Below are 24,127 nucleotides of genomic sequence, written 5' to 3'. Positions count from 1 at the left end.
GGCCCGTCCACGCGCACCACCCGCCCGACCAGCTCGAGGAGCAGCCATGGGATTCCTGGACAAGGCACGCAAGGCCGCCACCAAGGCCGTCGACCAGCACGGCGACAAGATCTCCAAGGCCATCGACCAGGGCGCCGCCGTGGCCGACAAGAAGACCGGCGGCAAGCACCGCGACAAGATCCGCAAGGCCCAGGGGCAGGCGAAGGTCCAGCTCGACAAGCTCGACGGCAAGAACGACGACCTCCGCTGAGCGGCTACCCCGCGGAGCAGCCCGGCTTCCAGGTCGTGCCGGCCGCCTACGTGCTGCTCACGCGTGACGGCCCGTCCGGGCCCGAGGTGCTCCTGCAGCAGCGCGGGCCCGCGACGACGTACATGGCGGGCCACTGGGCCACTGCCGCCGCCGGCCACGTCGAGGCCGGCGAGTCCGTGCTCGGTGCCGCCGTGCGCGAGGCCCGCGAGGAGCTGGGCGTCGAGCTCGACCCCGACGCCCTGGAGCCGCTGACGGCCATGCACCGCACGGATCCGGGCAACCCCGCTCCCATCGAGCAGCGGGTCGACTTCTTCTTCACGGTGCGCTCGTGGTCCGGCGAGCCGGCCATCCAGGAGCCGGAGAAGTGCGTCGACCTGCGGTGGGTCTCCCCCGCCGTGCCGCCCGCGCCGATGGTGCCCCACGAGCACGCGGTGCTGGCGCTGCTCGCCGCCGGTCAGGTCCCGGCCGTGGTGACCTTCGGCTTCTGAGTGGTCGCAGGGCCGGCCCGCGTGCAGCCGGCCCGTGTGTGGCCGTCCCGCGTGTGGCCGGGCGCGTGTCGGGCACAGTGGTGCCATGAGCGACGAGGACCGCGAGGTCGAGACCAACAAGCAGGGTGACGTCACGAAGGTGCTCGCACCGTCCGACGACCCCGGCCTGCCCGAGGCGAAGATCGACGAGGACGTGGACCGTGCCCCCGGCGGTGCCGACGCGACCGTGATGGAGTCCGACGTGGGCGCCGGCGACCACAGCTCCGACGAGCTGCTGACCGCCGACCAGCCGCTGTCGGCGCAGACGCAGGAGACCGACGTGCCCGACGCGCTGCAGGAGCCCGAGGACACCGACGAGAGTGCCGACGGCGACGCCGCCGACCCCGAGACCAGCAAGCCCGACTGACAGCCGACGACGGTCGCGCTCGTCGAGACCTCAGGAGGACCGATGGAAGAGACACCCGATCACGACGTACCCCCGGTGACCTCGAAGGAGTCCGGCGAGGCGCCGGTGCCCTTCGAGAACGAGGCCTCGACGCCGAACAGTCCCGGCCCCGAGGGGGCAGGCGGGCGCATGGGCGTGAGCAGCGAGCGCACCGGGCCCGACGGCCCCGACCCCCGCGGCCTCGGCGCTCCCGGCAGCGTCGAGGGCATGGGCACCAAGGGCACCGCCCGGACCCGCACCGACGGCGAGCTCGACGTCACCCCGGGGGCGTGGGACGCCGCCGACGTCTCCCAGCGGGACCTGGCCGAGCACGAGCGGCCCGACGCGGACGCCGAGAACCGCGGCGGCACGCCGTGGGACGTCGACGAGCCGCAGCCGGCACCCATCGCGGACGAGAAGCTGCGCCGCGAGACCTGAGACCTCTCGCGCGCCCAGCCCGCCTCGACGACCGGCGACGACCGTGCCGACCCTGCCGACCGGCGCGACCGGCGCGACCGGCGTCGGCTCAGCCGGCAGCGGGCTGCAGGTGCTCCGGCGCGCGCTGCTGGGGCACGGCCCCGGCCGGGGCGGCGGCGGGCCCGGCGGGTCCGGCGGGTCCGCCCGGTGCCGGCAGCAGTGACGGGCTGTGGTGGTCGGCGCCCACCGGCGCCGAGGCCACGGAGCTGAGCAGCGACAGCAACGTCGTCATGCCCGCGACGGCCAGGACCGTCGTCCACTCCACCTCCCACAGGCCGGCTCCGCTGGCGCCGAGACAGGCGGCCAGGGACTGCGCGAACGACTTGACGGCCCGTTCGACCGCGGACCGCCAGAACATCCAGGTGAACATCGCGTCCACCTCCCTCTCGTCGAGTCGTGGACCCTGGGGAGGAGCGGTCGGGGGCCGGGGGTGATACCCGCCGGTCCGGACCAGGCCGGGCCGACGGTGCGGCAGGAGGGACCGACCGACGGGCCGACACCAGGGCCGGCAGACGGGCCGGCAGACGGGCCGGCAGACGGGCCGACAGACGGGCGCTAGCCGACCGAGCAGCCGGTCGCGGCCGGGAGCGGCGCCGGGACGCCGACCGAGGGCAGACCCAGCAACGTGCCCGACGCGGTCGGGGTGGAGGTCCGGGCCTCCCAGGCGTCGCCGGAGCGGGTGCGGCGCAGGCTGCGCAGCGGGGCGTCCGACATCAGGTGGTGCGGCGCGGCGGAGGTGATGAGGACCTCGACGACGTCGCCGGGGCGCGGCACGTCGGTCGAGCCCGTCGAGACCCCGTCCGGGTCGACCTCGAAGTGGACGAGTCGGTTGTCGCGCGCCCGGCCGGTGCGGCGGTGGGTGGCGGCGTCCTTGCGCCCCTCCCCCTCGGAGACCAGCAGCTCGACGACGGTGCCGACGCGCGCCTTGTTCTCCTCCCAGGCGATGTCGTTGACCAGGGTCACGAGCCGCTCGTAGCGCTCCTGCACGACCGCCTTGGGCAGCTGGTCGGGCAGGTCCGCGGCCGGCGTGCCGGGGCGCTTGGAGTACTGGAACGTGAAGGCGTTGGCGAACCGCGCTCGTCGTACGACGTCGAGGGTGTCGAGGAAGTCCTCCTCGGTCTCGCCCGGGAAGCCCACGATGATGTCGGTGCTGATCGCGGCCTCGGGCATGGCCTCGCGGACGCGGTCGATGATGCCGAGGAACTTCGACTGGCGGTAGGAGCGACGCATCGCCTTGAGCACCCGGTCCGAGCCGGACTGCAGCGGCATGTGCAGCTGCGGCATCACGTTGGGGGTCTCGGCCATCGCGTGGATGACGTCGTCGGTGAACTCCGCCGGGTGGGGGCTGGTGAAACGCACCCGCTCGAGCCCCTCGATCTCCCCGCACGCCCGCAGCAGCTTGCTGAAGGCCTGGCGGTCGCCGAACTCGACGCCGTACGCGTTGACGTTCTGGCCGAGCAGCGTGACCTCGCTGACGCCCTCGGCGACCAGCGCCTCGATCTCGGCGAGGATCTCGCCGGGCCGGCGGTCCTTCTCCTTGCCGCGCAGGCTCGGGACGATGCAGAACGTGCAGGTGTTGTTGCAGCCCACCGACACCGACACCCAGGCGGCGTACGCCGACTCGCGTCGCGTCGGCAGCGTGCTCGGGAAGACCTCGAGGGACTCGAGGATCTCGACCTGGGCCTCCTCCTGCACCCGCGCGCGCTCCAGCAGCACCGGCAGCGAGCCGATGTTGTGGGTGCCGAAGACGACGTCGACCCAGGGCGCCTTGCGGGTGATCTCGCTGCGGTCCTTCTGCGCCAGGCAGCCGCCGACGGCGATCTGCATGCCGGGGTTCGCGGCCTTCACCGGCGCCAGGTGGCCGAGGTTGCCGTAGAGCCGGTTGTCGGCGTTCTCGCGCACCGCGCAGGTGTTGAACACGACCACGTCGGCCTGCGTCTCGCTCGGCGCCTTGGCGTAGCCGGCGTCCTCCAGCAGCCCGGTGAGGCGCTCGGAGTCGTGGACGTTCATCTGGCAGCCGTAGGTGCGCACCTCGTAGGTGCGGGGGCCGGCAGGATTGGCGGAGGCGACGGTCTCAGGCGTGGCAGTCATGACCGTGCCAGGGTACGGCGCCGCTCGGTCGCAGCCCCAATCCCGGGCCGCGCCGGGCGGACCGCCTTGAAAGGGCGTCGCGGCCCACGCAGGGTGGACAGGGTCGCGTCCCACCGGGGCGCCCCACCCGGAAGGCCCCTGACGTGCGCACACGGATCGTCGCCCTCGCCACCGCCCTGCTGCTCGCCCCCGCCACGGTCGCGTCGACCGGTGCGGCCCAGGCCGCCCCCGGCTCCGGCACTGCCGGTCCGACCCCGGACCGCATCGAGTTGCCGCGCGGCTGGCAGCCGGAGGGCATCACCACCGACGGGCAGAAGCTGTACGTCGGCTCGCTCGCCACCGGCGCCATCCTGCGGGCCAACCCGCGCACCGGCACCACCTCCGTGCTGCCCCGCAGCGCGACCGGCAAGCCCGCGGTCGGCGTCGAGGCCGACCGGCGGCGCGGCGTCATCTGGGTCGCCGGCGGCGAGGCCGGGGAGATCCGGGCCCAGTCGGCCGCCTCGGGCCGGGTGCTGGCGACCTACCCGCTGCCGACGGCGATGCGCTTCGTCAACGACCTCGTCGTGACCCGCGACGCCGTCTACGCCACCGACTCGATGAACCAGGAGCTGGCGGTGGTCCGGCTCGACGGCAAGCAGGTGCCGGCCTCCGGACCGGCCGAGCTGCTGCCGCTGACCGGGGACCTCGTCTACGGCGCCGGGTTCAACGCCAACGGCATCGTGGCCAGCGGCGGCTACCTGGTGCTGGTGCAGTCGGCCAAGGGGCTGCTGTTCCGCGTCGACCCGCTCACCGGCGACACCGAGCAGATCGACCTCGGCGGCTACCTCGTGACCAACGGCGACGGGCTCGAGATCGACGGCGACCGGCTCTACGTCGTCCGCAACCGCGACAACCTCATCGCGGTGGTCGACCTCGCCGCCGACCTGCTCAGCCGCGAGGTCACCGACGAGCTGACCAGCGACGACGTCGACGTGCCCACGACGGTGGCGCTCCTGCGGGGCTCGCTGTACGCCGTGAACGCCCGCTTCGGCAACCCGTCACCGGCGACCGCCGACTACTGGATCACCCGGCTCGACGCGCCCCGCGGCTGAGCCTGCCGCTCACTCGCGGGCCTCGGCCTCCTCGGCCAGCTCGTCGACCTCGGCGCGGGCCAGCGGCCGCTCGCCGTGGTCCTCGCCCCGGGTCGAGGCGTGCGGCTCGGTCGCGACACCGAAGCGCGAGTCCGTCGTGCCGTCGGCCGCCTCGGCGGCCAGCGCCTCCTCGACGACCAGCACGCGGTCGGCTGGGTCCGGCGGCGCCAGGTCCGGCACCCCGCCCTGGCCGGGGGCCGGGGGTGCCGTCGGGTTCGCCGGGTCCGGCACGGTGGTCTTCAACGGGCCCGGGGCAGGAGCCGACGAGTCCGCCGGCTTCGACGTACCGGCGCCGGCGCGGGCCCGGGGCGAGTCGGCAGCCCGGTCGGCGGCACGGTCAGCGGGTCGGTCGGCCGGGCTCGTGACGGGCCCGTCGGTCGGAGGTCCGCCCTGCGTCCGGGTCGCGACGGTGTCCGCCACGATGCCCGGAGCGGCCCGCGCCACCTGGATTGCCCCCCGCGCCAGGCCGACCGCGCGCGAGGCGCCGGCCACCGGGTGGCGGACGGTGTCGACCGCCGTGTGGACGGCGGTGTGGGCGAGGCTCTGGGCCAGCCGGATGGGGGTCAAGGCGTTCTCCTTCGTCGACGAGGTCACGCCTCTCACGTGCCCGCGACCGGCCGCCCCAAACGGTGGCGGACCCGACACCCGCACCCGCTACTTGGGCTGCATCCGGATGCCGCCGTCGACCCGGATGGTCTCGCCGTTGAGGTAGGAGTTCGTCGCCGCCTCCAGCACCATCGACGCCAGCTCCTCCGGCGCCCCGAGGCGCTTGGGGAACAGCACGCCCTGCTCGAGGTGAGCCTTGAAGCGCTCGCTGTCCTCGCCCTCGCCGTAGATCGGGGTGTCGATGAGACCGGGCGCGACCGTGTTCACGCGCACGCCGATCGCGGCGAGGTCGCGGGCCACCGGCAGCGTCATGCCGACCACGCCGCCCTTGGACGCGGAGTACGCCGCCTGGCCGATCTGGCCGTCGAAGGCGGCGACCGAGGCGAGGTTGACGATCGCGCCCCGCTCCCCCGACGCGTCCAGCGGCTCGGTGCGGCTCATCGCCGTCGCGGCGATGCGGATGGCGTCGAAGGTGCCGATCAGGTTGATCGCGATGACCTTGCTGTACGCCGCCAGGTCGGCGGCGGACCCGTACGTGCCGTCCTTGCCGACGGTGCGCTGGGCCCACCCGATGCCGGCGCTGTTGACGAGCACCCGGACCGGTCCGAGCTGCTCGGCCACGTCCACGGCCGCCACGATGTCCTCGGTGCGGGTCACGTCGACGCGCACGAAGACGCCGCCGATCGCCGTCGCCACCTCCTGGCCCTTGGCCTCGTTGAGGTCGGCCACGACGACCCTCGCCCCAGCCCCGGCGAGGGCCCGCGCGGCGGCGGCCCCGATGCCCGAGGCCCCTCCGGTGACGACTGCACTTGCTCCGGTGATGTCCATGGCCGGGGAGGCTACTGGAGCCGCCCCGCCCGCGCGCGGGCTGGACCTGAAGTGCAACCAAGGTCACGATCCGGTTGCGAGTTGCCTGGTTCCCTCGGTGCGGCGGGTGCAGACACGCCGGTCGGCACGTTACGTTGCGGCGATGAACGCCGACCCGTCCACCGGTGAGCCGCTCGTCGTCCTCGACAAGGTCGACAAGTGGTTCGGTGACCTGCACGTCCTCCAGGACATCAACCTGAGCGTCAAGCGCGGTGAGGTCGTCGTCGTCATCGGACCCTCCGGCTCCGGCAAGTCGACGCTGTGCCGCGCCATCAACCGGCTCGAGACGATCGACAAGGGCACGATCACCCTCGACGGCCAGCCGCTGCCCCAGGAGGGCAAGGCCCTGGCCAACCTGCGCGCCGAGGTCGGCATGGTCTTCCAGTCGTTCAACCTCTTCGCCCACAAGACGATCCTCGAGAACGTCACGCTCGGTCCGATCAAGGTCCGCGGCCAGGACAAGAAGGCCGCCGACGAGCGCGCCCAGCAGCTGCTGGAGCGCGTCGGCGTGGGTCACCAGGCGTCCAAGTACCCGGCGCAGCTGTCCGGCGGCCAGCAGCAGCGCGTGGCCATCGCCCGCGCACTGGCCATGGAGCCGAAGGTCATGCTCTTCGACGAGCCCACCTCCGCGCTCGACCCGGAGATGATCAAGGAGGTCCTCGACGTCATGGTCGAGCTGGCCGAGGGCGGCATGACGATGGTCGTCGTCACCCACGAGATGGGTTTCGCCCGCACGGCCGCCAACCGGGTGATCTTCATGGCCGACGGCGCGATCGTCGAGGAGAACACCCCCGAGGAGTTCTTCACCAACCCGCAGTCGCCGCGCGCCCAGGACTTCCTCGGCAAGATCCTCAAGCACTGACCCGACTGTCGCCCGACCCGTTCGTTCGTCATCCATCCATCGCCACGAGCACCAGGAGAAGAGATGCGCAGCAACAAGATCCGGAAGACCCCCGTCCTCGGAGCCGCCCTGCTCCTGGCCTCGCTCGGGCTCGCCGCCTGCGGTGACGCCGGCAGCAGCAGCTCGGAGGACGCCCCCGACGTCGAGGTCGCCGAGGACGCGGCCGCCGAGTTCGAGGACGGCACGAAGATGAAGGAGCTCGCCGAGAGCGGCGAGATCACCATCGGCGTGAAGTACGACCAGCCCGGCATCGGCTTCAAGAGCGCCACCGCCGACATGCCCGAGGGCTTCGACCCCGAGATGGGCAAGATCCTCGCCGCGTCCCTGGGCATCGCGGCCGAGGACATCACCTGGAAGGAGACGATCTCCGACAACCGCGAGCCGTTCCTCCAGGAGGGCGAGGTCGACCTCGTCCTCGCGTCGTACTCCATCACCGACGAGCGCCGCGCGATCGTGGGCCAGGCCGGCCCCTACTACGTCACCGGCCAGCAGCTCCTCGTCGCCGCCGACTCCGACATCGAGACCCTCGACGACGTCAAGGGCACCGAGGTCTGCTCGGTGACCGGCTCCACCTCGCTGGAGAACATCGAGAAGGAGGGGGCGACGCCGCGCGGCTTCGACACCTACTCCGAGTGCGTCGACCAGGTCGCCAACGGCACGGTGGACGCGATGACCACCGACGGCGCCATCCTCCTGGGCTACGCCGCGGAGGACCCCGACAACCTCAAGGTCGTCGTGGAGCCCTTCTCGGAGGAGCGCTACGGCGTGGGCTACTCCAAGGACGCTCCCGAGATGTGCCAGTGGATCAACGACACCATCGAGGCCTCCTACGAGGACGGCACGTGGGAGGACGCCTTCGCCGCCACGCTCGGCGAGGCCGGCGTCGACGCCCCGGAGCAGCCCGAGCTCGACCCCTGCGAGGCCTGAGCCCCGCTGGATCCTGAGTGCTGCCCGGTGGGGCGCGGCGTCCGTCGTGCCCCACGGGCAGCCCCGGATCCGTCCCGAGAGACCCACGAGCGACGATGAGGAGGTGACCCGGTGGAGCCGGTCTTCGCGGACTTCGACCTGTACCTCTCGGCCTTCTGGCTGACGATCCAGCTGTTCTTCTGGTCTGCCCTGGCCTCCCTGGCCTTCGGCACCCTGCTCGGCGCGCTGCGGGTCGGTCCGGTGGCGGTCATGCGACGCACCGCGGGGACCTACGTCACCGTGGTGCGGAACACCCCGCTGCTCATCGTCTTCATCTTCATCTTCGTGGTGGCGCCATCGCTTCAGTGGTTCGTGGGCACTCCGTTCCTGGTCAAGGGCGTCATCGCCCTCAGCCTCTACACCTCCGCCTTCGTCTGCGAGTCCGTCCGCTCGGGCATCAACGCCGTGCCCCTGGGCCAGGCTGAGGCGGCGCGTGCGATCGGCATGACGTTCGGCGACTCGATGCGCCACGTGATCCTGCCGCAGTCGTTCCGCGCCGTGGTGCCGCCGCTGGCCAGCGTGCTCATCGCGCTGCTGAAGAACACCTCGGTGGCGGCGGCTTTCGGGCTCCTCGAGGCGACGGCCCGTATGCGCGGCTTCACCAACGCGAACGCGGATGTGCGGCCCGAGATCTTCCTGCTGTTCGCCCTCGGCTACATCGTGCTGGTCGAGATCCTGTCCGCCGGGGCGTGGACCCTCGAGCGTCGTTGGAAGGTGGCCTCCCGATGACCTCGATCCTGTTCGACGCCCCCGGCCCGAAGACCCGCGGGCGCCACCGGCTCTACACCCTGGCGACCGTCGTCATGCTGCTCGCCCTGGCCGGGCTGCTGGTCGCCCGCCTCGTGGAGTTCGACCAGTTCGCCTACGCGAAGTGGGAGCCGTTCCTCACTCCGTCCTACATCGAGGCCATCCTGGTCGACGGGCTGCTCGAGACCCTCAAGATGGCCTCGCTGGCCATCGTCTTCGCCGTGGTCTTCGGTCTCGTGTTCGGTGTCGGCAAGATGTCCGAGCACCGCTGGCTGCGCTGGCCGAGCTGGTTGATCGTGGAGTTCTTCCGCGCCGTGCCGGTGCTGCTGCTGATGATCTTCATCTACTTCGCCTACGGCGTGGGCGACGGCTTCGGCTCCTTCTGGGCCGTCGTCTTCGCCCTGACCCTCTACAACGGGTCCGTGCTGGCCGAGGTCTTCCGGGCCGGCGTCAACGCCGTGCCCCCCGGTCAGGCGGAGGCGGCGTACGCCATCGGCATGCGCAAGACCCAGGTCATGACGATCGTCCTGCTGCCGCAGGCGGTCAAGATCATGCTGCCGGCCCTCATCAGCCAGCTCGTGGTGGCGCTGAAGGACACCAGCCTCGGCGCCTACGTCGTAGCCCCCGGCCTGACCTTCGTCGGCGGCTCCATCCAGGACGAGTTCCGTGAGTCGCGCTTGCAGACCTGGACGGTCGTCGCCGTCATCTACATCGGGGTCAACCTGCTCCTGACCGCCCTCGCGACCTGGCTGCAGCACCGGCTCGTCGGTGAGAAGAGCCCGCTCGACACGACCGCCATCCCCGGCATGCAGTCGACCAACACCGGCGGCGGCGCCGGTGGCGGGATCGTCTGACGCTCCCGGGTGCAGACCTGAGCGTGCGCGTGAGCCTGACTCAGCCGGCGGCGTCGGCGCGCGCCGGCTTGGCGGTCACCCAGAGCCGGATGACGCCTTCGACGACGACCGTGCCGTCCTTGCGCACACCCTTGACGCGCACCGGCAGGTCGGGGTCGTCGCCCTCCCACTGCGAGGCGTCGGTCTCGGCGATGCACCGCACGTCGCTGTCGGCCTTCGCGGTGTAGGAGATGTCCATGCCCTTGGGGATCCACCGCTTGTCGGAGGGGATGCTGACCTCGGCCAGCGCCCCCATCGCCGCCTCCAGCCCGTTGCACAGCGCGATCGCGTGCACGGTGCCGATGTGGTTCTGCACGCCGCGGCGCTTCTTGATGCGCAGCTCGGCGTAGTTCGGTCGCAGCTCCACGAACAGCGGTCGCACCGTCGCGAAGTACGGCGCCTTCTGGCTGAACGCCAGCGAGAAGGCCCGACGGCCCTGCGGCAGGGACGAGGCACGGTTCCAGAGGGTCAGCAGGCTCGGCATGCCTGCATGCTACTCGTCGGTAACTGCCCGTCGACAGGTGTCCCGCCGGACGTGCCCCGTTGTCCCTGGGCCCCGGGACAACCGGCCCCCGAGAGTCAGGTCATCGCAGCAACCACCAACCCACGAGAGAAGGAACCCGCGATGTCCAGCACCACCACCGGCACCACCACCGGCACCACCACCGGCACCACCACCGGCACCACCACCGTCACCACCCGCAACCCGGCCCGCAGCGACGTACCGGCCGCGACCGACACCACTGCTGAGGGAGGCCCCACGGCGCCGTCCACCACCCGCACGTCCCGCGGCTGGGCCGTGGCCGGCATCGTGGCCGGCGCCGCCGGTCTCGCCGGCGGCGTCTTCTCCGGCCTGGTGAACGTGGTCTACCGCACCGAGCTCGTCGGCGACGAGGCCGGCATCCTCACCGCCCTCAGCGACCACGTGGTCAACCTGACGCTCTTCCACGTGCTCACCACCGTCAGCGCGCTGGCCATGGCCGTCTTCGGTCTCGGGCTGGCCCGTCGGCTGCGCGCGGCGCTGCCCGCCGACAGCCTGCTGCCGGCGATGGCCGCGTTCGGGCTGCTCGGCACGTCGGTGGTGCAGATCATCGGCACCGGCCTCGACACCGAGTTCATCTTCGGGCTCGCGAACCCCGAGGTCACCACGCCCAGCGCCGCCGTGCTCTACAACCACTGGGTGGGGACCATCCCGTGGAACCTGGTGCTCGTCGGCCTGAGCGGCCTCGCCGTGCACGCCGCCTCGCGCCAGGGCGCCGTCTCCCGCGGCCTGGGCCGCACCGGCCTGGTCCTCGGCGGGCTGAGCGTCCTGGTGGCGATCGCCCCGGTGCAGTACATGGCCGGCGCCACCGGGGGCCTGTGGATCCTCGTCACCGGCATCGTCCTCACCGTCGGCGACAAGGCGTTCAAGGCCGCTCACGCGGGTCGCTCGGCGAGCTGACGCGCCGCCGATGCCCGACACGCCGCACCCCGCTGCCGGCTCGTCCTCCTCCTCCTGGAGGGCGGGCCGGCATCACAATGTCCCCGTGGTCCCCGACAACCGTCCCCCGACACGCGCCGGACGGCTGCCGACCGCCCTGGTGCCCGGCTCCGGGCTCCTCCTCCTGCTGGCGACGGTCGTGGTCGTGCGCTCCGCTCCCGTCGGGTCGGCGCCGGACGCAGGCACGGACGTCGGCGCCGCCGTCGGGTCGGGCCTCACGGGCCTGCTGCTGACGACGCTGGCCGCCGTCGTGCTCGCCCACCGTCCGGGCCCACCGCGCGGCGACGGGCGGCCGACCCACCACCGGTTCGGCTGGGCACTGGCCGCCATCGGCTGGTTCTGGGCCCTCACCGGTCTCGCCGAAGCGTGGGTCCGCCTGGCGGTCCTGACCGACGACGCCCTCCCCGGGGCCACCCTCGCCGCGTGGCTGTTCTACCGCGGCGGGTCGTTCCTGCCCGCGAGCGTGGCACTGCTGGCGATGCTCTTCCCCACCGGGCGGTTCCTGCCCGGAGCCTGGGGTGTCGTGGGACGCCTGGCGCTCGCGGTCATGGTGCTGAACTCCGCCCTGTTCGTGCTCGTGCCCGACGTCGGCTCCGGCGACGTCCGGCTCCCGGCCGGGGTCGACCCCGACGCCGCGACCGTCGAGGCGCTCGCGCCCCTGGCCGACGTGCTGATCGGCATCGTCCTGCCCGTCACCGTCGCGACGCTGCTCGTCCCGGTCCTGACCGTCGTCGTCCGCCACCGGCGCTCCCGCGGCGAGGAGCGCGACCGGATGCGCTGGCTGCTCTGGGGCGTGCTGGTGGCCGGCCTGGTCGTCGTGCTCGTCCTGCTGGTCGACCTGGGACCGGTGACCGGCCCCGCGCTGTTCCTGGCCGTCAACCTGGTGCCGGTCTCCATGACCGTGGCCGTGGTCGACCCCGGGCTGGTCTCCATCGAGGACCTGCTGGGCCGCACGCTCGTCTACGGCGGGCTCTCGCTGCTCCTGGTGGGCGTCGACCTGGCCGTGCTGGCCGGGCTCACCAGCCTGCTCGGCGACTCCCTGGCCCAGCAGCAGGTCGTGGTGCTCGTACTCGTGCTGTCGGTCGCGCTCTACGGCCCGCTGCGCCAGCGCCTGCTGGGCCTGGTCCGCCGCGTCATGCTCGGTGAGCGCGACAACCGCTACGACGTGGTCGCCGGGCTCGCCACCACCCTGGAGTCGACCGCGGAGGGGCCGGCCCAGCTGGCCGCCGTCGCGCGGGCCGTCGCGTCCGCCTTCGGCATCGGCTACGTGCAGGTCGAGGTGGACCGCGGCCAGGGCGAGACCGTCGTGGCGACCCACGGTACGGAGCCCGACCGCACCCGCAGCCTGCCCATCGTCTACCGCGACACCGAGGTCGGACGCCTCGTCCTGCCGGCCCGCGGGCTGCGCAGCCGCCTGTCGCGGCGCGACGAGCAGCTGCTGGCCGACGTGGTCCGCCAGACCGCCACCGCCGTCCGCACCGGCCGGCTCGCCGAGGAGCTGCAGGACAGCCGCGAGCGGCTCGTGGTGGCCCGCGAGGAGGAGCGACGCCGCATCCGGCGCGACCTGCACGACGGCCTCGGTCCGTCCCTCGGCGGCGTGGTCTTCCAGCTCGAGTCGGCGCGCCTGCTCGTGGCGTCGGACCCGGCAGCCGCACAGGACCGGATCGCCGCCACCAGCCGGCACGTGCAGGACGTCGTCGCCGACGTCCGGCGCCTCGTGCACGACCTGCGCCCGCCCGCCCTCGACGACCGTGGCCTGGTGGGGGCGCTGCGCCAGCTCGCGGAGCAGTCGCCGGTCCCGGTGACGGTCGCCGCCGACGAGCTCGGCCCCCTGCCCGCCGCGGTCGAGGTGGCGGCGTACCGGATCGCGGGCGAGGCGCTCACCAACGCCCAGCGGCACGCGCACGCGAGCCGGTGCACCCTCACGCTCCGGCGCACGACCGGACCCGATGGGGACGTGCTGCTGGTCGAGGTCGCCGACGACGGCGTCGGCGTGCCGGACGACGTCCAGGCCGGTGTCGGCCTGGTCAGCCTGCGCGAGCGCGCCGCCGAGCTCGGCGGCCGCAGCGACGTCCTCTGCCCACCGACCGGTGGCACCGTGGTGCGCGCCCGGCTGCCCCTGAGGAGCACCCCATGACCAGCACGCCCGACCCCGCCGGCACCCCCACCCCCATCCGGGTGGCGGTCGTCGACGACCACGCCATCCTGCGCGAGGGGCTGGTGTCACTGCTGTCGGCCCTCGACGGGCTGGAGGTGGTCGGCTCCGCCGCGGACGGCCGCGCCGCGGTGCACCTCGTCGCCGAGACCTCGCCCGACGTCGTGGTCATGGACATCCAGATGCCGGTGCTCGACGGCATCGAGGCCACCCGCTTCGTCACCGCCCGCCACCCCGGCACCCGGGTGGTGATGCTGACGATGAACGAGGACGACGACACCGTGCTGTCGGCCCTGCGCGCCGGCGCCTCGGGCTACCTGCTCAAGGGGTCGGGGGCCGACGAGGTGCTCAACGCGGTCCGCGCCGCCGCCGCCGGCGGCATGGTGTTCGGCGCCTCCCTGGCCGGCCGGGTGGCCGAGCTCTTCGCCCGGGGCGCCCGCCCCGAGGCACCGCCGGCGGTGGCCTTCCCGGAGCTGACCGACCGCGAGCGCAGCGTGCTCGAGCTGCTCGCCGCCGGCCGCTCCAACGACGCCATCGCCGCCGAGCTCTACGTGTCGTCGAAGACGGTGCGCAACGCGGTGTCGGGCATCTACGCCAAGCTGCACGCCCCCGACCGGGCCGCGGCGATCATCAAGGCCCGCGAGGCCGGTCTGGGGCAGTGACGGCCGTGACAGCAGTGACGGGGTGACGGGGTGACGGCAGTCCGGCCCGCGGCTCAGCGCGCGACCTCGGTGGCCCGGCTCTCCCGGATCACCGTGACGCGGATCTGACCCGGGTAGGTCAGCTCCTCCTCGATCTGCTTGGCCAGGTCACGGGCCAGCACCTGGGCGGCGAGGTCGTCGACCACGTCGGGCAGGACCATGACGCGCAGGTCGCGGCCCGCCTGCATGGCGAAGACCTTCTCGACGCCGCGGTGCGTCAGCGCGATCTCCTCGAGGCGCTCGAGACGCTTGACGTAGGACTCGAGCGACTCGCGTCGTGCGCCCGGGCGGCCCCCGCTGATCGCGTCGGCGGCCTGGGTCAGCCACGCCTCCACGGTGCGCGGCTCCACCTCGTTGTGGTGGGCCTCGATGGCGTGCACGACGTCCTCGTGCTCGCCGTAGCGGCGCGCGAGGTCCGCCCCGACGATGGCGTGGGACCCCTCGACCTCGTGGGTGAGCGCCTTGCCGATGTCGTGCAGGAACGCGCCACGCACGCACGCCGAGCGCTCCACGCCGAGCTCGTCGGCCAACAGCCCGGCGGCCCGGCCGGACTCGACCAGGTGGGCCAGCACGTTCTGCCCGTACGAGGAGCGGTAGCGCAGCCGCCCCATCGTCAGCACCAGCTCGGGGTGCAGGTCGGAGATGCCCATCTGCAGGCACGCCTCCTCCCCCGCACTACGGCACAGTGCCTCGACCTGCTCCTGGCTGCGCTGGTGCACCTCCTCGATCCGGGTCGGGTGGATGCGTCCGTCGGCGAGCAGCTCCTCGAGCGCGACCCGGGCGACCTCGCGGCGAACCGGGTCGAAGCAGCTGAGCACGACCGCCTCGGGGGTGTCGTCGATGACCAGGTTGACGCCCGTGATCTGCTCGAAGGCCCGGATGTTGCGCCCCTCGCGGCCGATGATGCGGCCCTTGAGGTCGTCGCTGGCCAGGTGCACGACCGAGACGGTGAGGTCGGCGCTCTGCTCCGAGGCCAGCCGCTGGATGGCGGTGCTCAGCACCCGCTTGGCCTCGCTCTCCGCGCCCTGGCGGGCCGCCGCCTCGATGTCGCGGGCCAGCGTCGCGGCCGCCAGCCGGGCCTCGTGCTCGGCGGCACCCACCACCTCAGCGCGCGCCTCCTCGACGCTCAGGCGCGCCACCTGCTCGAGCAGCGCGGTGCGCTCGGTCGCCGCCTCGGCGACCTCCGCGGCGCGCTCCTCGAGGCCTCGACGCTCCTCGTCGGCGCGAGCCTCCCGCTCCGCGAGCCGGTGCTCACGACGCTCGATGTCGAGCCGCTGCTCGTGCAGGTCGCGGTGCAGCTCGGCCTCGCGGCGCGCGGTCAGCTGGCGCGAGAGCAGCAGCACCCCGACGCAGACCAGCAGCACCACGACCACCGCACCGCCGAGCACCCAGACCAGCGTGGAGGACAGGAGCAACGGGGCGGCGGAGGAGGACGGAGGCATGATCCGTCGAGGCTAGGTGCGCCCGGTGCCCACGGGCAAGACGACCGCCTCGAGGCGCGGCCTCAGAGGTCGGGACCGAGCAGGTCGTCGGCCGCCGCGACCTCCTCGCGCACCACCCGGAACACCACCGAGGGCGGGTAGCCCTTGCGCGCCAGCATGCCCGTCAGCCGTCGGACCACGGTGGCGTCGTCGTAGCGGCTGAGGCTCCGCAGCCGACGTCGGACCAGCTCGCGGGCGGCGGCGTCCTCGTCCTCGGCGCTGACCTCGCTCACGGCCTCGGCGATCACCTCGCTGGCGACCCCCTTGCGCCGCAGCTCGACGCTGAGCGCCCTCCGGGCCAGGCCGCGGCTGGCCTGGCGCGACTCGACCCAGTCCCGCGCGAAGGCGGCGTCGTCGACGAGACCGACGTCCTCGAACCGGTCGAGCAGCGTCTCGGCGACCTCCGGCGGCACGCGCTTGCGCGCCAGCTTCACCGCCAGCTCGGCTCGGCTGCGGGCCTGGCCGGTCAGCTGGTCGAGCAGGACCTTGCGCCCCACGCTCTCCGGGTCGGCCTCCGGCCCGAGCCACTGCTCGTCCGGAGGACCGTCGTCGTCGGGGCGGTCACGCGGCTCGGTGCGCCCGGCGACGAAGCCGCGCCCCAGCCCGGACCCGGACCGGGGGCGCGGTCGCCCGTCGTGGCGCCCGTCGTGACGTGCGCCGTGCCGGGACTCAGAACTGGACGTTGACCGGCTCATCGGGCACGACCTCGTCGGTCACCTGGGGACCGATTCCGAGCTTCTCGAGGATCTTCTTCTCCAGCTCGTTGGCGAGGTCGGGGTTGTCGCGCAGGAAGGTGCGCGCGTTCTCCTTGCCCTGGCCGAGCTGGTCGCCCTCGTAGGTGTACCAGGCGCCGGCCTTGCGGACGAGGCCCGCGTCGACGCCGACGTCGATGAGTCCACCCTCGCGGCTGATGCCCTGGCCGTACATGATGTCGAACTCGGCCTGCTTGAACGGCGGAGCGACCTTGTTCTTGACGACCTTGACGCGGGTGCGGTTGCCGACCATGTCCTGGCCGTCCTTGAGCGTCTCGATCCGACGGACGTCGAGGCGCACCGAGGAGTAGAACTTCAGCGCCCGGCCACCGGTCGTGGTCTCGGGCGAGCCGAACATGACGCCGATCTTCTCGCGCAGCTGGTTGATGAAGATCGCGGTGGTCTGGGAGTTGTTCAGCGCACCGGTCATCTTGCGCAGCGCCTGGCTCATGAGCCGCGCCTGCAGGCCGACGTGGCTGTCGCCCATCTCGCCCTCGATCTCCGCGCGCGGCACCAGGGCGGCCACGGAGTCGATGACGATGAGGTCGAGCGCGCCCGAGCGGATCAGCATGTCGGCGATCTCGAGCGCCTGCTCGCCCGAGTCCGGCTGGGAGACCAGCAGGGCGTCGGTGTCGACGCCGAGGGCCTTGGCGTACTCCGGGTCGAGCGCGTGCTCGGCGTCGACGAACGCCACGATGCCGCCGGCGGCCTGGGCGTTGGCGACGGCGTGCAGCGCCACCGTCGTCTTTCCCGACGACTCCGGGCCGTAGATCTCGACCACGCGGCCGCGCGGCAGGCCGCCGAGGCCGAGGGCGATGTCGAGGGAGATCGCGCCGGTGGGGATGACCGACAGCGGCGCCCGGGTGTCGTCACCGAGACGCATCACCGAGCCCTTGCCGAACTGCTTCTCGATGTTGGCGAGCGCGGCGTCGAGGGCCTTCTCGCGGTTCGTGGCTGACATGGGTGCCGTCCTGTTCTGCCCCCGGCTCACGGGGCTCTCGCATGGGAGGTTGATCTGGTGCGCTGGACTCTAGGCAGGACCGCCGACACAACGGGGAGCGTCCTCCCGAGCTGGGGAGAACCGGCGGGTCCACGACCCGGAGCCGAGCCGCAGCACCAATCTAGCCCGAACACGTGTTCGACCCGCAGCGACACGCCCGAGCGGCTCAGCGACCGGCCCGCCGGCCCTCCCGCCGGCCCTCCCGTCGACCGCCCAGCCACCCGACGAGCACCGTCCCGAGCACGACCAGCACGACGAGCGCGAGCCAGCCGGCGAGGTAGGGCCGGTCCAGCAGGGTGGCGTTGTCGGGCTTCGCGCCGAAGCGGCCCAGCACCGGCACGGCCGTGACGGTGACGGTGCCCAGGACGAGCAGCCCGGCGGCGGCGGCAGCCCGCCACGGACGCGAGCGCAGGGTGACCAGGACCAGCGCCCCCACCATGACCGTGAGGGGTGCCAGCACGGCGTCGTGGACCAGCACGCCGCCGGTCATCCAGACCGCGGTCGCGACCAGGTTGTCCCCGCCGAGCTCGAGCAGCCGGAACGCGCCGTACGCCCCGAGCAGGACACCGAGGGCGCCGAGTGCCAGCCGTCCCCTCATGCCTCGACCTCGAGGCGGCCGACCCACTTGGTCTGGAGCACGCCGGGGCGGTTGGGGGCGATGACCCGCGCCGGATAGCCGTGGTCGATCGACAGGTCCTCGCCGTCGAGCTGCAGCGCCAGCAGCGTCGCGTCGTCGGCGACGAAGTTCGCCGGCAGCAGCGTGGTCGTGTACGGCCCGGAGGTCTGCAGCGACGTGACGACCACGTCACCCGGCTCCGCACCGACCTCGGCCAGCAGGTCCTTGACCCGCACGCCGGTCCAGGTGCCGGACGCGCTCCAGCCCTCGACGCAGGCGATCGGCAGCTCCTCGGTGACCTGGGGCATCGCCAGCAGCTGCTCGCGCGTGAGCCGCACCGTCGTGCCGCCGCGGACGAGCTCGAGGGCGTACGACGGCGACAGCGCCGACGAGGTCACCCCGGCGGCGCGGGCCGACTTGTTGACCGGCAGCCCCTGCGGGCCGTCGCCGGAGCGGACGCCGAGCACCGACACCTCGCGCAGCAGCGGCACCGTGCTGCCGGCCGAGGCGAGGACCGCGACCCCGGACGCGACCCAGGTGCTGCGCAGCAGCCCCCGGCGCGAGAGGGCGCCGTCGGCGTCCGTCCCGGCCCGGTCCTGCCCCTCGTCGTCCACGTGGCCGGTCAGCGCGGCGCGGATGACCGGCAGCTTGACGGCCACGTGCACGACCAGGGCGCCGATCGCGACCCAGGCCACGGCGAAGTGCGTCGAGCGGAAGCTGAAGGCCCAGGGGTACCACTGCGCCGAGTTCATGAGCCCGGTCGAGAGCTGGAAGACCGCGGAGGCGACGAGCACGGCGATCGACGCCCGCTCCAGCGCGGAGACCAGGAGCTGACGCGCGCCGCGGCCGAAGGACGCGAACAGGCGCGGGTAGACCGTCCAGAGCTTGACCAGCAGCAGCGGGATCGCGGCGGTGCCGCTGACCACGTGCAGGCCCTGGGTGACGCGGTAGCCCCAGGCGGGCCGGGAGGGGAAGGACAGCCAGGGCGTCGGCGACTGCGCCCAGTGGCTCACGATCCCCGTCAGGAAGGCGACGGTGAACGTCACGCCGAGCCAGAGGCCGATCCGGGCGGCCACCGCCGGGCTGCGCAGGCGCGAGGTGAAGTCCTCCTCGGCGGGGGCGGGAGGGCGACGGGCGGCAGCGCGACGGACGGGGTCGAGCAGGGTCATCGGCGTCCCTCCTTCTCCGCCTCAGCCTAGGACGCGACGTGTGACCCGGCCGCGGATCACGGCGCGGGCGGCGGAGGCGGTCCCGCTAGCGCGTCGTCTCGCGCCAGAGACTGGCGAACCGTGTGGTCGGGGCGTCGGCAGCGACCGCGGTGGCCTCCACGACCGTGTCGACGTCGCAGAGCACGGGCGCGTGGGCCACGGAGAGGCCCGCCGCCACGAGGGCGCGCTCGGTCTCGCGACAGGTCGTGCCGGTCGACATCGGGACGTCGACGAGCACCTCCCCGCGCGTGCCGTCCGCCAGCGCCAGCACCCACCAGCCGCCGTCCTCGGCCGGCCCCAGCACGGCCGGGTGACGGCCCAGCCGGGTCACCACGTCCTCCAGCAGGCGCGCGGTCACCTGCGGGGTGTCCATTCCGACCTGCACGACCGGTCCGGGCCCGGTGGCGGCGACGTCGGCGTGGGCGTGGGCCAGCCGCTCCCCCAGGCCGTCGCCCCGCTGCTCGTGCACCGTCCACGAGGCCAGCCGGTCCCGGATCTCGAGGCCCTGCTCGGCCGCGGCGAGGTCGCCGGTCATCGCGACGTGCCGGTGGCCGGGGCCGAAGGCGACCTCGAAGGCGTCGAGGGTGTCGAGCAGGGCAGCAGCGGCCAGTCGGGCGGCCACGTCGAGCCCGACGTCCGCGCCCAGCCGCGTCTTGACCTGCCCCGCGACGGGGGCCTTGGCGACGACGAGCCCCCGCGCAGGAGCACCGTCGGGGCCGAAGAGCGCCTCGGTCGTCGTCACCGGATCACCTTCGCGAAGTCGCGGGCCGCCCGCAGCGAGCCCTTCACCGACCCGGAGACCTTCGACTTCGTGCCCTCCGCGCGAGGGTGGTAGGCGACGTCACGCTCCGAGAAGCGCCAGCCGGCGGCGTGGGCACGCTGGAGCAGCTCGACGGGGTAGCCGAACCGCCGGTCCTCGACGCCGAGGTCGACCATCGCCTGACGTCCGCTGACGCGCATCGGCGCGATGTCGCGCACCGGGAGACCGGTCTTGCGGCGCAACCACCACAGCAGCACGGTGTTGCCGGCGCGGGCGTGCCAGGGCCAGACGCCCGACCGGACGGGGCGGCGCCGTCCGAGGGCCAGGTCGGCGCGACCGCCGACGACCTCGTCGAGGAGCGGCAGCAGGTCGTCGGGGTCGAACGAGCCGTCGCCGTCCATGACGGCCAGCCAGTCGTGCCGCGCCGCCACGACGCCGGCGTGGACGGCGGCGCCGTACCCGGGGCTCTGCTCGCGCACGACGCGCGCCCCGAGCCGCTCGGCGACCGCGACGGTGTCGTCGGTCGAGCCGTTGTCGACGACGATCACGTCGAAGACGTCAGGGATGCGGGGCAGGAGGTCGACCAGGGCCGGCCCCTCGTCCTTGCAGGGCAGCACGAGGTCGCAGCGCGGCCGATCGGCGGGCGGCGGCGTGGCGGGGATGTCGGACGGCATGGGCAGCCACGCTAGAGAACGCTCGCGCGTGGGGACGCACCGGCCCTGGCTAGAGTCCGGGCATGCCCACGCGCACGCTGTCGCACGACCGACGCCCCCAGGCGCCCTGGCGCACCCGTCTCCCCCTCACCGGCCTGCTCGTCGCGCTCGCCCTCATGGGGCTGTGCATGGCCGTGCCGGCGGTCTTCGACTGGAACGTCCGCGTCAACAGCTTCCCGCCGATCCACGCGGAGTGGATGCCGCGGGTGGGTGTCGCCAGCGCGGTCGCCCTCGTGCTGGCCGGCCTGTTCGGCTGGAAGGCCGTCGACTTAGCCGAGACGCTGCCCTGGGGACGCCTGCTGCTCGCGACGTACGTCGCCGCGCTCGCCTGGATGCTCGCCCTCGCCCTGCTGGACGGGACCAGCGGCCTCCGCGACGTCATGGACGACAGCTACGAGTACATGAACACCGCGCGCCGGGTCACCGATTTCCCGGCCACGCTGGCGGAGTACGTCAGCCGCATCTCGTACGACGCCGAGCCGCGCAACTGGCCGGTGCACATCGCCGGTCACCCGCCGGGCGCCCTGGCGTTCTTCGTCCTGCTGGTGCGCCTCGGCGTCACGGACGGCTTCGAGGCCGGTCTCGTGGTGTCGGTGCTCGCCGCCACCACCCCCGTCGCCGTGCTGTGCACCCTGCGGACGCTGGGCGCCGAGCAGGTCGTGCGTCGCGCGGCGCCGTTCCTGGCGGTCGGTCCGGCCGCCATCTGGATGTGCGTCTCCGGCGACGCGCTCTTCGCCGCCGTCGGTGCCTGGGGCCTGGCCGCCCTGGCGATGGCCGCCACCCGGCGCTCGACCGGACCCCAGGTGGCGTGGTCGGTGGTGGCGGGCCTGCTCCTCGGCTACGTCGTGATGATGTCCTACGGCCTGCCCCTGCTGGGCATCCTCTGCCTGGCCGTGCTCTGGCTCGGCGGCGCGTGGCGACCGCTGCCGATCGCCGCGGCGGCCGCCGTCGCGGTGGTGCTGTCCTTCGCCGCCTTCGGCTTCTACTACTGGGACGCCCTGCCCGAGCTCCACGACCGGTACTGGGAGGGCGTCGGCGGTCGCCGTACGCCGCTGTACTGGATGTGGGGCAACCTCGGCGCCTTCCTCTTCTCCGCCGGTCCGATGGCCGGGGCCGGGATCGCCTGGCTGCTCAACGACAAGGGACGTCCGCGGCTCCCGGGCAACCACGAGCCCGCGCGCGGGCACCACGGCGAGAGCCGGCAGCGGGCTGCGGACGCGGCGGCCTCCCGCGGACCGGCGCTGCTCGCGCGCCTGCCCCGCTTCCCGCGGGAGCGCAGTCCGCGCCACGCGGTCTACGTGATGACGCTCGCCGGGATCCTCACCGTGCTGTCAGCCGACCTGTCGCAGATGAGCAAGGCCGAGGTGGAGCGGATCTGGCTGCCGTTCGTGCCGTGGGTGCTGCTCGGCTGCGCGCTGCTGCCGGAGCGCTGGCGACGTCGCGGCGTGTGGATCCAGCTCACCGCGGCGCTGGTGATCCAACACCTCCTCCGCACCACCTGGTAGCGGCTCGGCAGGTCAGCAGGTCAGCGGGTCAGCGGGTCAGCAGGTCAGCGGGTCAGCGGGTCACCGGCCCGACGGCGTCAGGTGCGCAGCGGCTCGTGCACGAAGGCGGCCAGGCCCTGCTCGGGGCCGACCTGCGCGCTGAACCCCAGCACCTGCCGGGCCCGCTCGGGCGAGGCGACCACGTGCCGCACGTCGCCCAGTCGGTACTGGCCGGTGACCACGGGGTCGATGCCGCTGGCGGCGCCGAGCATCTGCGCCACGTCGCGGATGCTCACCGGCTCGCCGGAGCAGACGTTGAAGGCCTCGTACGGCGCCAGCCGGTCCTCCGCGACCGCCTCGATCGAGGCGAGGTTCGCCCGGGCGACGTCGGTGACGTGGACGAAGTCGCGCATCTGCCCGCCGTCCTCGAACACCCGCGGGGACTCGCCGCGCTCGAGCGAGGAGCGGAAGATCGCCGCCACCCCGGAGTACGGCGTGTCCCGCGGCATCCGGGCGCCGTAGACGTTGTGGTACCTCAGCCCCACGGCCCGGGCGTCGGCCTGCCGCACCCACGCGGAGGCGTAGTGCTCCGTGGCCAGCTTGGACGCGGCGTAGCTGCTGCGCGGGTCGAGGCGGGCGTCCTCGTCGACGAGCTCCCACCCGAGGGCGCGGTCGCAGGACGGGCACGGGTTGTCGAAACGGCCGGCCTCGAGGTCGGCCACCGTGCGCACGCCGGGCTGCACGTGCCCGTGCGTCGCGCAGACGTAGCGGCCCTCGCCGTAGACGACCATCGAGGAGGCGAACACCAGCCGCTTCACGCCCGCCTCCTCCATCGCGGCGAGCAGCACCGCGGTGCCGAGGTCGTTGTGCGAGGCGTAGAGCGGCATGTCGGCCACCGTCACGCCGGCGCCGACCATGGCCGACTGGTGGCAGACCACGTCGACCCCGCGGAGCAGGTCGACCCAGGTGTCGGCCTGGCGCACGTCGAGCCGGTGGACGCTGACGTCGGGCACGGTGTCCGTGCCGTGGGCCTGCGGGATGAGGGCGTCGACGGCGACGACGTCGTGCCCGGACGCGTCGAGCTGGTCGCGGATCGCGGCGCCGATGAAGCCGGACGCGCCGGTGAGCAGGACCTTCACGGGAGCTCGTAGGGGATCTCGAGGCCGTCCATCCAGGTGTTGCAGCCGCACGGTCCCGGTGGCGGGGCGGCCGCGACGGCGTCGCCGATGAGGCCCTTGAGCCGGTCGATGTTGGCCGCGAACATCGCGAACACCGCCTCCATGCTCACCGACTCGTCCTCGGCCGAGACCCCGGCGTCGACGTCGGTCACCAGGGCGATGGCGGCGTAGCAGAGCCCCATCTCGCGGGCCAGCGCCGCCTCGGGCAGCCCGGTCATGTTGACCAGCGACCAGCCCTGCGCGGCGTACCACTGCGACTCGGCGCGGGTGGAGAAGCGCGGCCCCTCGATGACGACCATGGCCCCGCCGTCGACCGCGTCGGGCGCGGCGCCGAGCAGCGAGCCGCGCAGCTGGGGGCAGTAGGGGTCGGCGAAGGGGATGTGCATCGCGCCGGTCTCGACGAAGGTGCCGATCCGGGAGGTGGTGCGGTCGACCAGCTGGTCGGGCACGACGAGGGTGCCGGGCTGCGTGTGGGGCTGCAGGCCGCCGACGGCGCAGGGGGCGAGGACCTGGCGCACGCCCACCGAGCGCAGGGCCCAGATGTTGGCGCGCACGTTGATCTTGTGCGGCGGCTGGGCGTGGCCCTTGCCGTGGCGCGGCAGGAAGGCGACGCGACGGCCGCCCACCTCGCCGATGGTGACGGGGGCCGAGGGGGCGCCGTACGGCGTCTCCACCTCGACCGTCTCGGCGTCGTCGAGGAACTCGTAGAAGCCACTGCCGCCGATGACGGCGAGGGTGGGTCGCTCAGGGCTGGTCATG

General features: G+C 73.3%; 27 protein-coding genes. 13 read left to right on the top strand and 14 right to left on the bottom strand.

Annotated features, from left to right (window positions below; genetic code table 11):
* Nucleotides 1–46: 46 nt before the first annotated feature.
* The 4 genes from G7072_RS07095 (at nt 47) to G7072_RS07080 (ending at nt 1,600) form a co-directional block, all read left to right on the top strand.
* Complete coding sequence (locus tag G7072_RS07095) at nt 47–250, top strand: antitoxin (RefSeq protein WP_166084908.1); 204 nt, start codon at nt 47–49, stop codon at nt 248–250.
* Nucleotides 251–285: 35 nt separating this feature from the next.
* Nucleotides 286–738: an NUDIX domain-containing protein gene (locus G7072_RS07090; RefSeq protein ID WP_240917184.1), complete on the top strand. Its 453-nt coding sequence runs from the start codon at nt 286–288 to the stop codon at nt 736–738.
* An 85-nt stretch (nt 739–823) separates the two neighbouring features.
* Nucleotides 824–1,144 carry a hypothetical protein gene (locus tag G7072_RS07085; RefSeq protein ID WP_166084907.1) on the top strand — a complete coding sequence of 107 codons (321 nt, stop codon included), beginning with the start codon at nt 824–826 and terminating at the stop codon, nt 1,142–1,144.
* 42 nt (nt 1,145–1,186) lie between these two features.
* Nucleotides 1,187–1,600 (top strand): hypothetical protein, encoded by a 414-nt coding sequence (locus G7072_RS07080; RefSeq protein ID WP_166084906.1) that lies wholly within the window; start codon nt 1,187–1,189, stop codon nt 1,598–1,600.
* Nucleotides 1,601–1,688: 88 nt separating this feature from the next.
* Here the strand turns inward: G7072_RS07080 and G7072_RS07075 are convergent, their stop codons facing one another.
* On the bottom strand, nt 1,689–2,009 hold the full coding sequence (locus G7072_RS07075) for a holin (protein ID WP_240917263.1): 321 nt from the start codon (nt 2,007–2,009) through the stop codon (nt 1,689–1,691).
* A 185-nt stretch (nt 2,010–2,194) separates the two neighbouring features.
* Nucleotides 2,195–3,730, bottom strand: a complete 1,536-nt coding sequence (miaB, locus tag G7072_RS07065) for a tRNA (N6-isopentenyl adenosine(37)-C2)-methylthiotransferase MiaB (RefSeq protein WP_166084904.1) — start codon at nt 3,728–3,730, stop codon at nt 2,195–2,197.
* Between the two features lie 143 nt (nt 3,731–3,873).
* On the opposite strand from miaB, the gene G7072_RS07060 reads away from it, so the two are divergent.
* Entirely contained in the window at nt 3,874–4,821 is a 948-nt protein-coding gene (locus tag G7072_RS07060; RefSeq protein ID WP_166084903.1) for a superoxide dismutase, read from the top strand.
* A 9-nt stretch (nt 4,822–4,830) separates the two neighbouring features.
* Here G7072_RS07060 and G7072_RS07055 read toward each other — a convergent pair whose 3' ends face one another.
* Nucleotides 4,831–5,454 (bottom strand): hypothetical protein, encoded by a 624-nt coding sequence (locus G7072_RS07055; protein WP_166084902.1) that lies wholly within the window; start codon nt 5,452–5,454, stop codon nt 4,831–4,833.
* Between the two features lie 60 nt (nt 5,455–5,514).
* Nucleotides 5,515–6,294: an SDR family NAD(P)-dependent oxidoreductase gene (locus tag G7072_RS07050; RefSeq protein ID WP_166084901.1), complete on the bottom strand. Its 780-nt coding sequence runs from the start codon at nt 6,292–6,294 to the stop codon at nt 5,515–5,517.
* 142 nt (nt 6,295–6,436) lie between these two features.
* Here G7072_RS07050 and G7072_RS07045 point away from each other — a divergent pair, with 142 nt between their 5' ends.
* From G7072_RS07045 to G7072_RS07030, 4 genes are all read left to right on the top strand, one after another.
* A complete protein-coding gene (locus G7072_RS07045) occupies nt 6,437–7,195 on the top strand; it encodes an amino acid ABC transporter ATP-binding protein (protein ID WP_166084900.1) in 759 nt (252 codons plus the stop codon).
* Between the two features lie 63 nt (nt 7,196–7,258).
* Nucleotides 7,259–8,161 carry a glutamate ABC transporter substrate-binding protein gene (locus tag G7072_RS07040; protein WP_166084899.1) on the top strand — a complete coding sequence of 301 codons (903 nt, stop codon included), beginning with the start codon at nt 7,259–7,261 and terminating at the stop codon, nt 8,159–8,161.
* A gap of 111 nt (nt 8,162–8,272) precedes the next feature.
* On the top strand, nt 8,273–8,929 hold the full coding sequence (locus G7072_RS07035; RefSeq protein ID WP_166084898.1) for an amino acid ABC transporter permease: 657 nt from the start codon (nt 8,273–8,275) through the stop codon (nt 8,927–8,929).
* Nucleotides 8,926–9,801: an amino acid ABC transporter permease gene (locus G7072_RS07030; RefSeq protein WP_166084897.1), complete on the top strand. Its 876-nt coding sequence runs from the start codon at nt 8,926–8,928 to the stop codon at nt 9,799–9,801. Before G7072_RS07035 ends, G7072_RS07030 begins: the two co-directional genes overlap by 4 nt.
* A 40-nt stretch (nt 9,802–9,841) precedes the next feature.
* Here the strand turns inward: G7072_RS07030 and G7072_RS07025 are convergent, their stop codons facing one another.
* Nucleotides 9,842–10,324, bottom strand: coding sequence for a hotdog fold domain-containing protein (locus tag G7072_RS07025; protein WP_166084896.1), 483 nt, complete (start codon nt 10,322–10,324; stop codon nt 9,842–9,844).
* A 141-nt stretch (nt 10,325–10,465) separates the two neighbouring features.
* Here G7072_RS07025 and G7072_RS07020 point away from each other — a divergent pair, with 141 nt between their 5' ends.
* From G7072_RS07020 to G7072_RS07010, 3 genes are all read left to right on the top strand, one after another.
* Complete coding sequence (locus tag G7072_RS07020; RefSeq protein ID WP_166084895.1) at nt 10,466–11,281, top strand: hypothetical protein; 816 nt, start codon at nt 10,466–10,468, stop codon at nt 11,279–11,281.
* Nucleotides 11,282–11,366: 85 nt separating this feature from the next.
* A complete protein-coding gene (locus tag G7072_RS07015; protein WP_166084894.1) occupies nt 11,367–13,457 on the top strand; it encodes a sensor histidine kinase in 2,091 nt (696 codons plus the stop codon).
* Entirely contained in the window at nt 13,454–14,137 is a 684-nt protein-coding gene (locus G7072_RS07010; protein WP_166084893.1) for a response regulator transcription factor, read from the top strand. Before G7072_RS07015 ends, G7072_RS07010 begins: the two co-directional genes overlap by 4 nt.
* A 53-nt stretch (nt 14,138–14,190) precedes the next feature.
* On the opposite strand, the gene rny is transcribed toward G7072_RS07010, so the two are convergent.
* The 7 genes from rny to G7072_RS06975 all read right to left on the bottom strand — a co-directional run bounded on the left by rny (nt 14,191) and on the right by G7072_RS06975 (nt 20,667).
* The gene (gene rny / locus G7072_RS07005) at nt 14,191–15,618 is read right to left on the bottom strand and encodes a ribonuclease Y (protein WP_166084892.1); all 1,428 of its coding nucleotides are present in this window, start codon (nt 15,616–15,618) and stop codon (nt 14,191–14,193) included.
* 62 nt (nt 15,619–15,680) lie between these two features.
* Complete coding sequence (locus tag G7072_RS07000) at nt 15,681–16,352, bottom strand: regulatory protein RecX (RefSeq protein WP_166084890.1); 672 nt, start codon at nt 16,350–16,352, stop codon at nt 15,681–15,683.
* Entirely contained in the window at nt 16,327–17,370 is a 1,044-nt protein-coding gene (gene recA, locus G7072_RS06995; RefSeq protein WP_166084889.1) for a recombinase RecA, read from the bottom strand. Before recA ends, G7072_RS07000 begins: the two co-directional genes overlap by 26 nt.
* Before the next feature lie 205 nt (nt 17,371–17,575).
* Nucleotides 17,576–18,007, bottom strand: coding sequence for a hypothetical protein (locus G7072_RS06990; protein ID WP_166084888.1), 432 nt, complete (start codon nt 18,005–18,007; stop codon nt 17,576–17,578).
* The gene (locus G7072_RS06985; RefSeq protein WP_166084887.1) at nt 18,004–19,194 is read right to left on the bottom strand and encodes a molybdopterin-dependent oxidoreductase; all 1,191 of its coding nucleotides are present in this window, start codon (nt 19,192–19,194) and stop codon (nt 18,004–18,006) included. The genes G7072_RS06990 and G7072_RS06985 overlap by 4 nt, the downstream gene beginning before the upstream one ends.
* Nucleotides 19,195–19,279: 85 nt before the next feature.
* Complete coding sequence (locus G7072_RS06980) at nt 19,280–19,975, bottom strand: DUF2064 domain-containing protein (RefSeq protein WP_166084886.1); 696 nt, start codon at nt 19,973–19,975, stop codon at nt 19,280–19,282.
* A complete protein-coding gene (locus G7072_RS06975) occupies nt 19,972–20,667 on the bottom strand; it encodes a glycosyltransferase (protein WP_166084885.1) in 696 nt (231 codons plus the stop codon). The genes G7072_RS06980 and G7072_RS06975 overlap by 4 nt, the downstream gene beginning before the upstream one ends.
* A 62-nt stretch (nt 20,668–20,729) precedes the next feature.
* Between G7072_RS06975 and G7072_RS06970 the strand changes: the two genes are divergently transcribed.
* Complete coding sequence (locus G7072_RS06970) at nt 20,730–22,211, top strand: hypothetical protein (RefSeq protein ID WP_166084884.1); 1,482 nt, start codon at nt 20,730–20,732, stop codon at nt 22,209–22,211.
* 77 nt (nt 22,212–22,288) lie between these two features.
* On the opposite strand, the gene G7072_RS06965 is transcribed toward G7072_RS06970, so the two are convergent.
* Nucleotides 22,289–23,329, bottom strand: a complete 1,041-nt coding sequence (locus tag G7072_RS06965; protein WP_166084883.1) for an NAD-dependent epimerase/dehydratase family protein — start codon at nt 23,327–23,329, stop codon at nt 22,289–22,291.
* Nucleotides 23,326–24,126, bottom strand: a complete 801-nt coding sequence (locus tag G7072_RS06960) for an S-methyl-5'-thioadenosine phosphorylase (protein ID WP_166084882.1) — start codon at nt 24,124–24,126, stop codon at nt 23,326–23,328. The genes G7072_RS06965 and G7072_RS06960 overlap by 4 nt, the downstream gene beginning before the upstream one ends.
* Nucleotide 24,127 lies beyond the last annotated feature (1 nt).

The organism is Nocardioides sp. HDW12B (genome assembly GCF_011299595.1).
Lineage (GTDB): Bacteria > Actinomycetota > Actinomycetes > Propionibacteriales > Nocardioidaceae > Marmoricola_A.
Note: the sequence above shows the minus strand (reverse complement) of the source record. Positions and strands in the feature narration are given on the sequence as shown.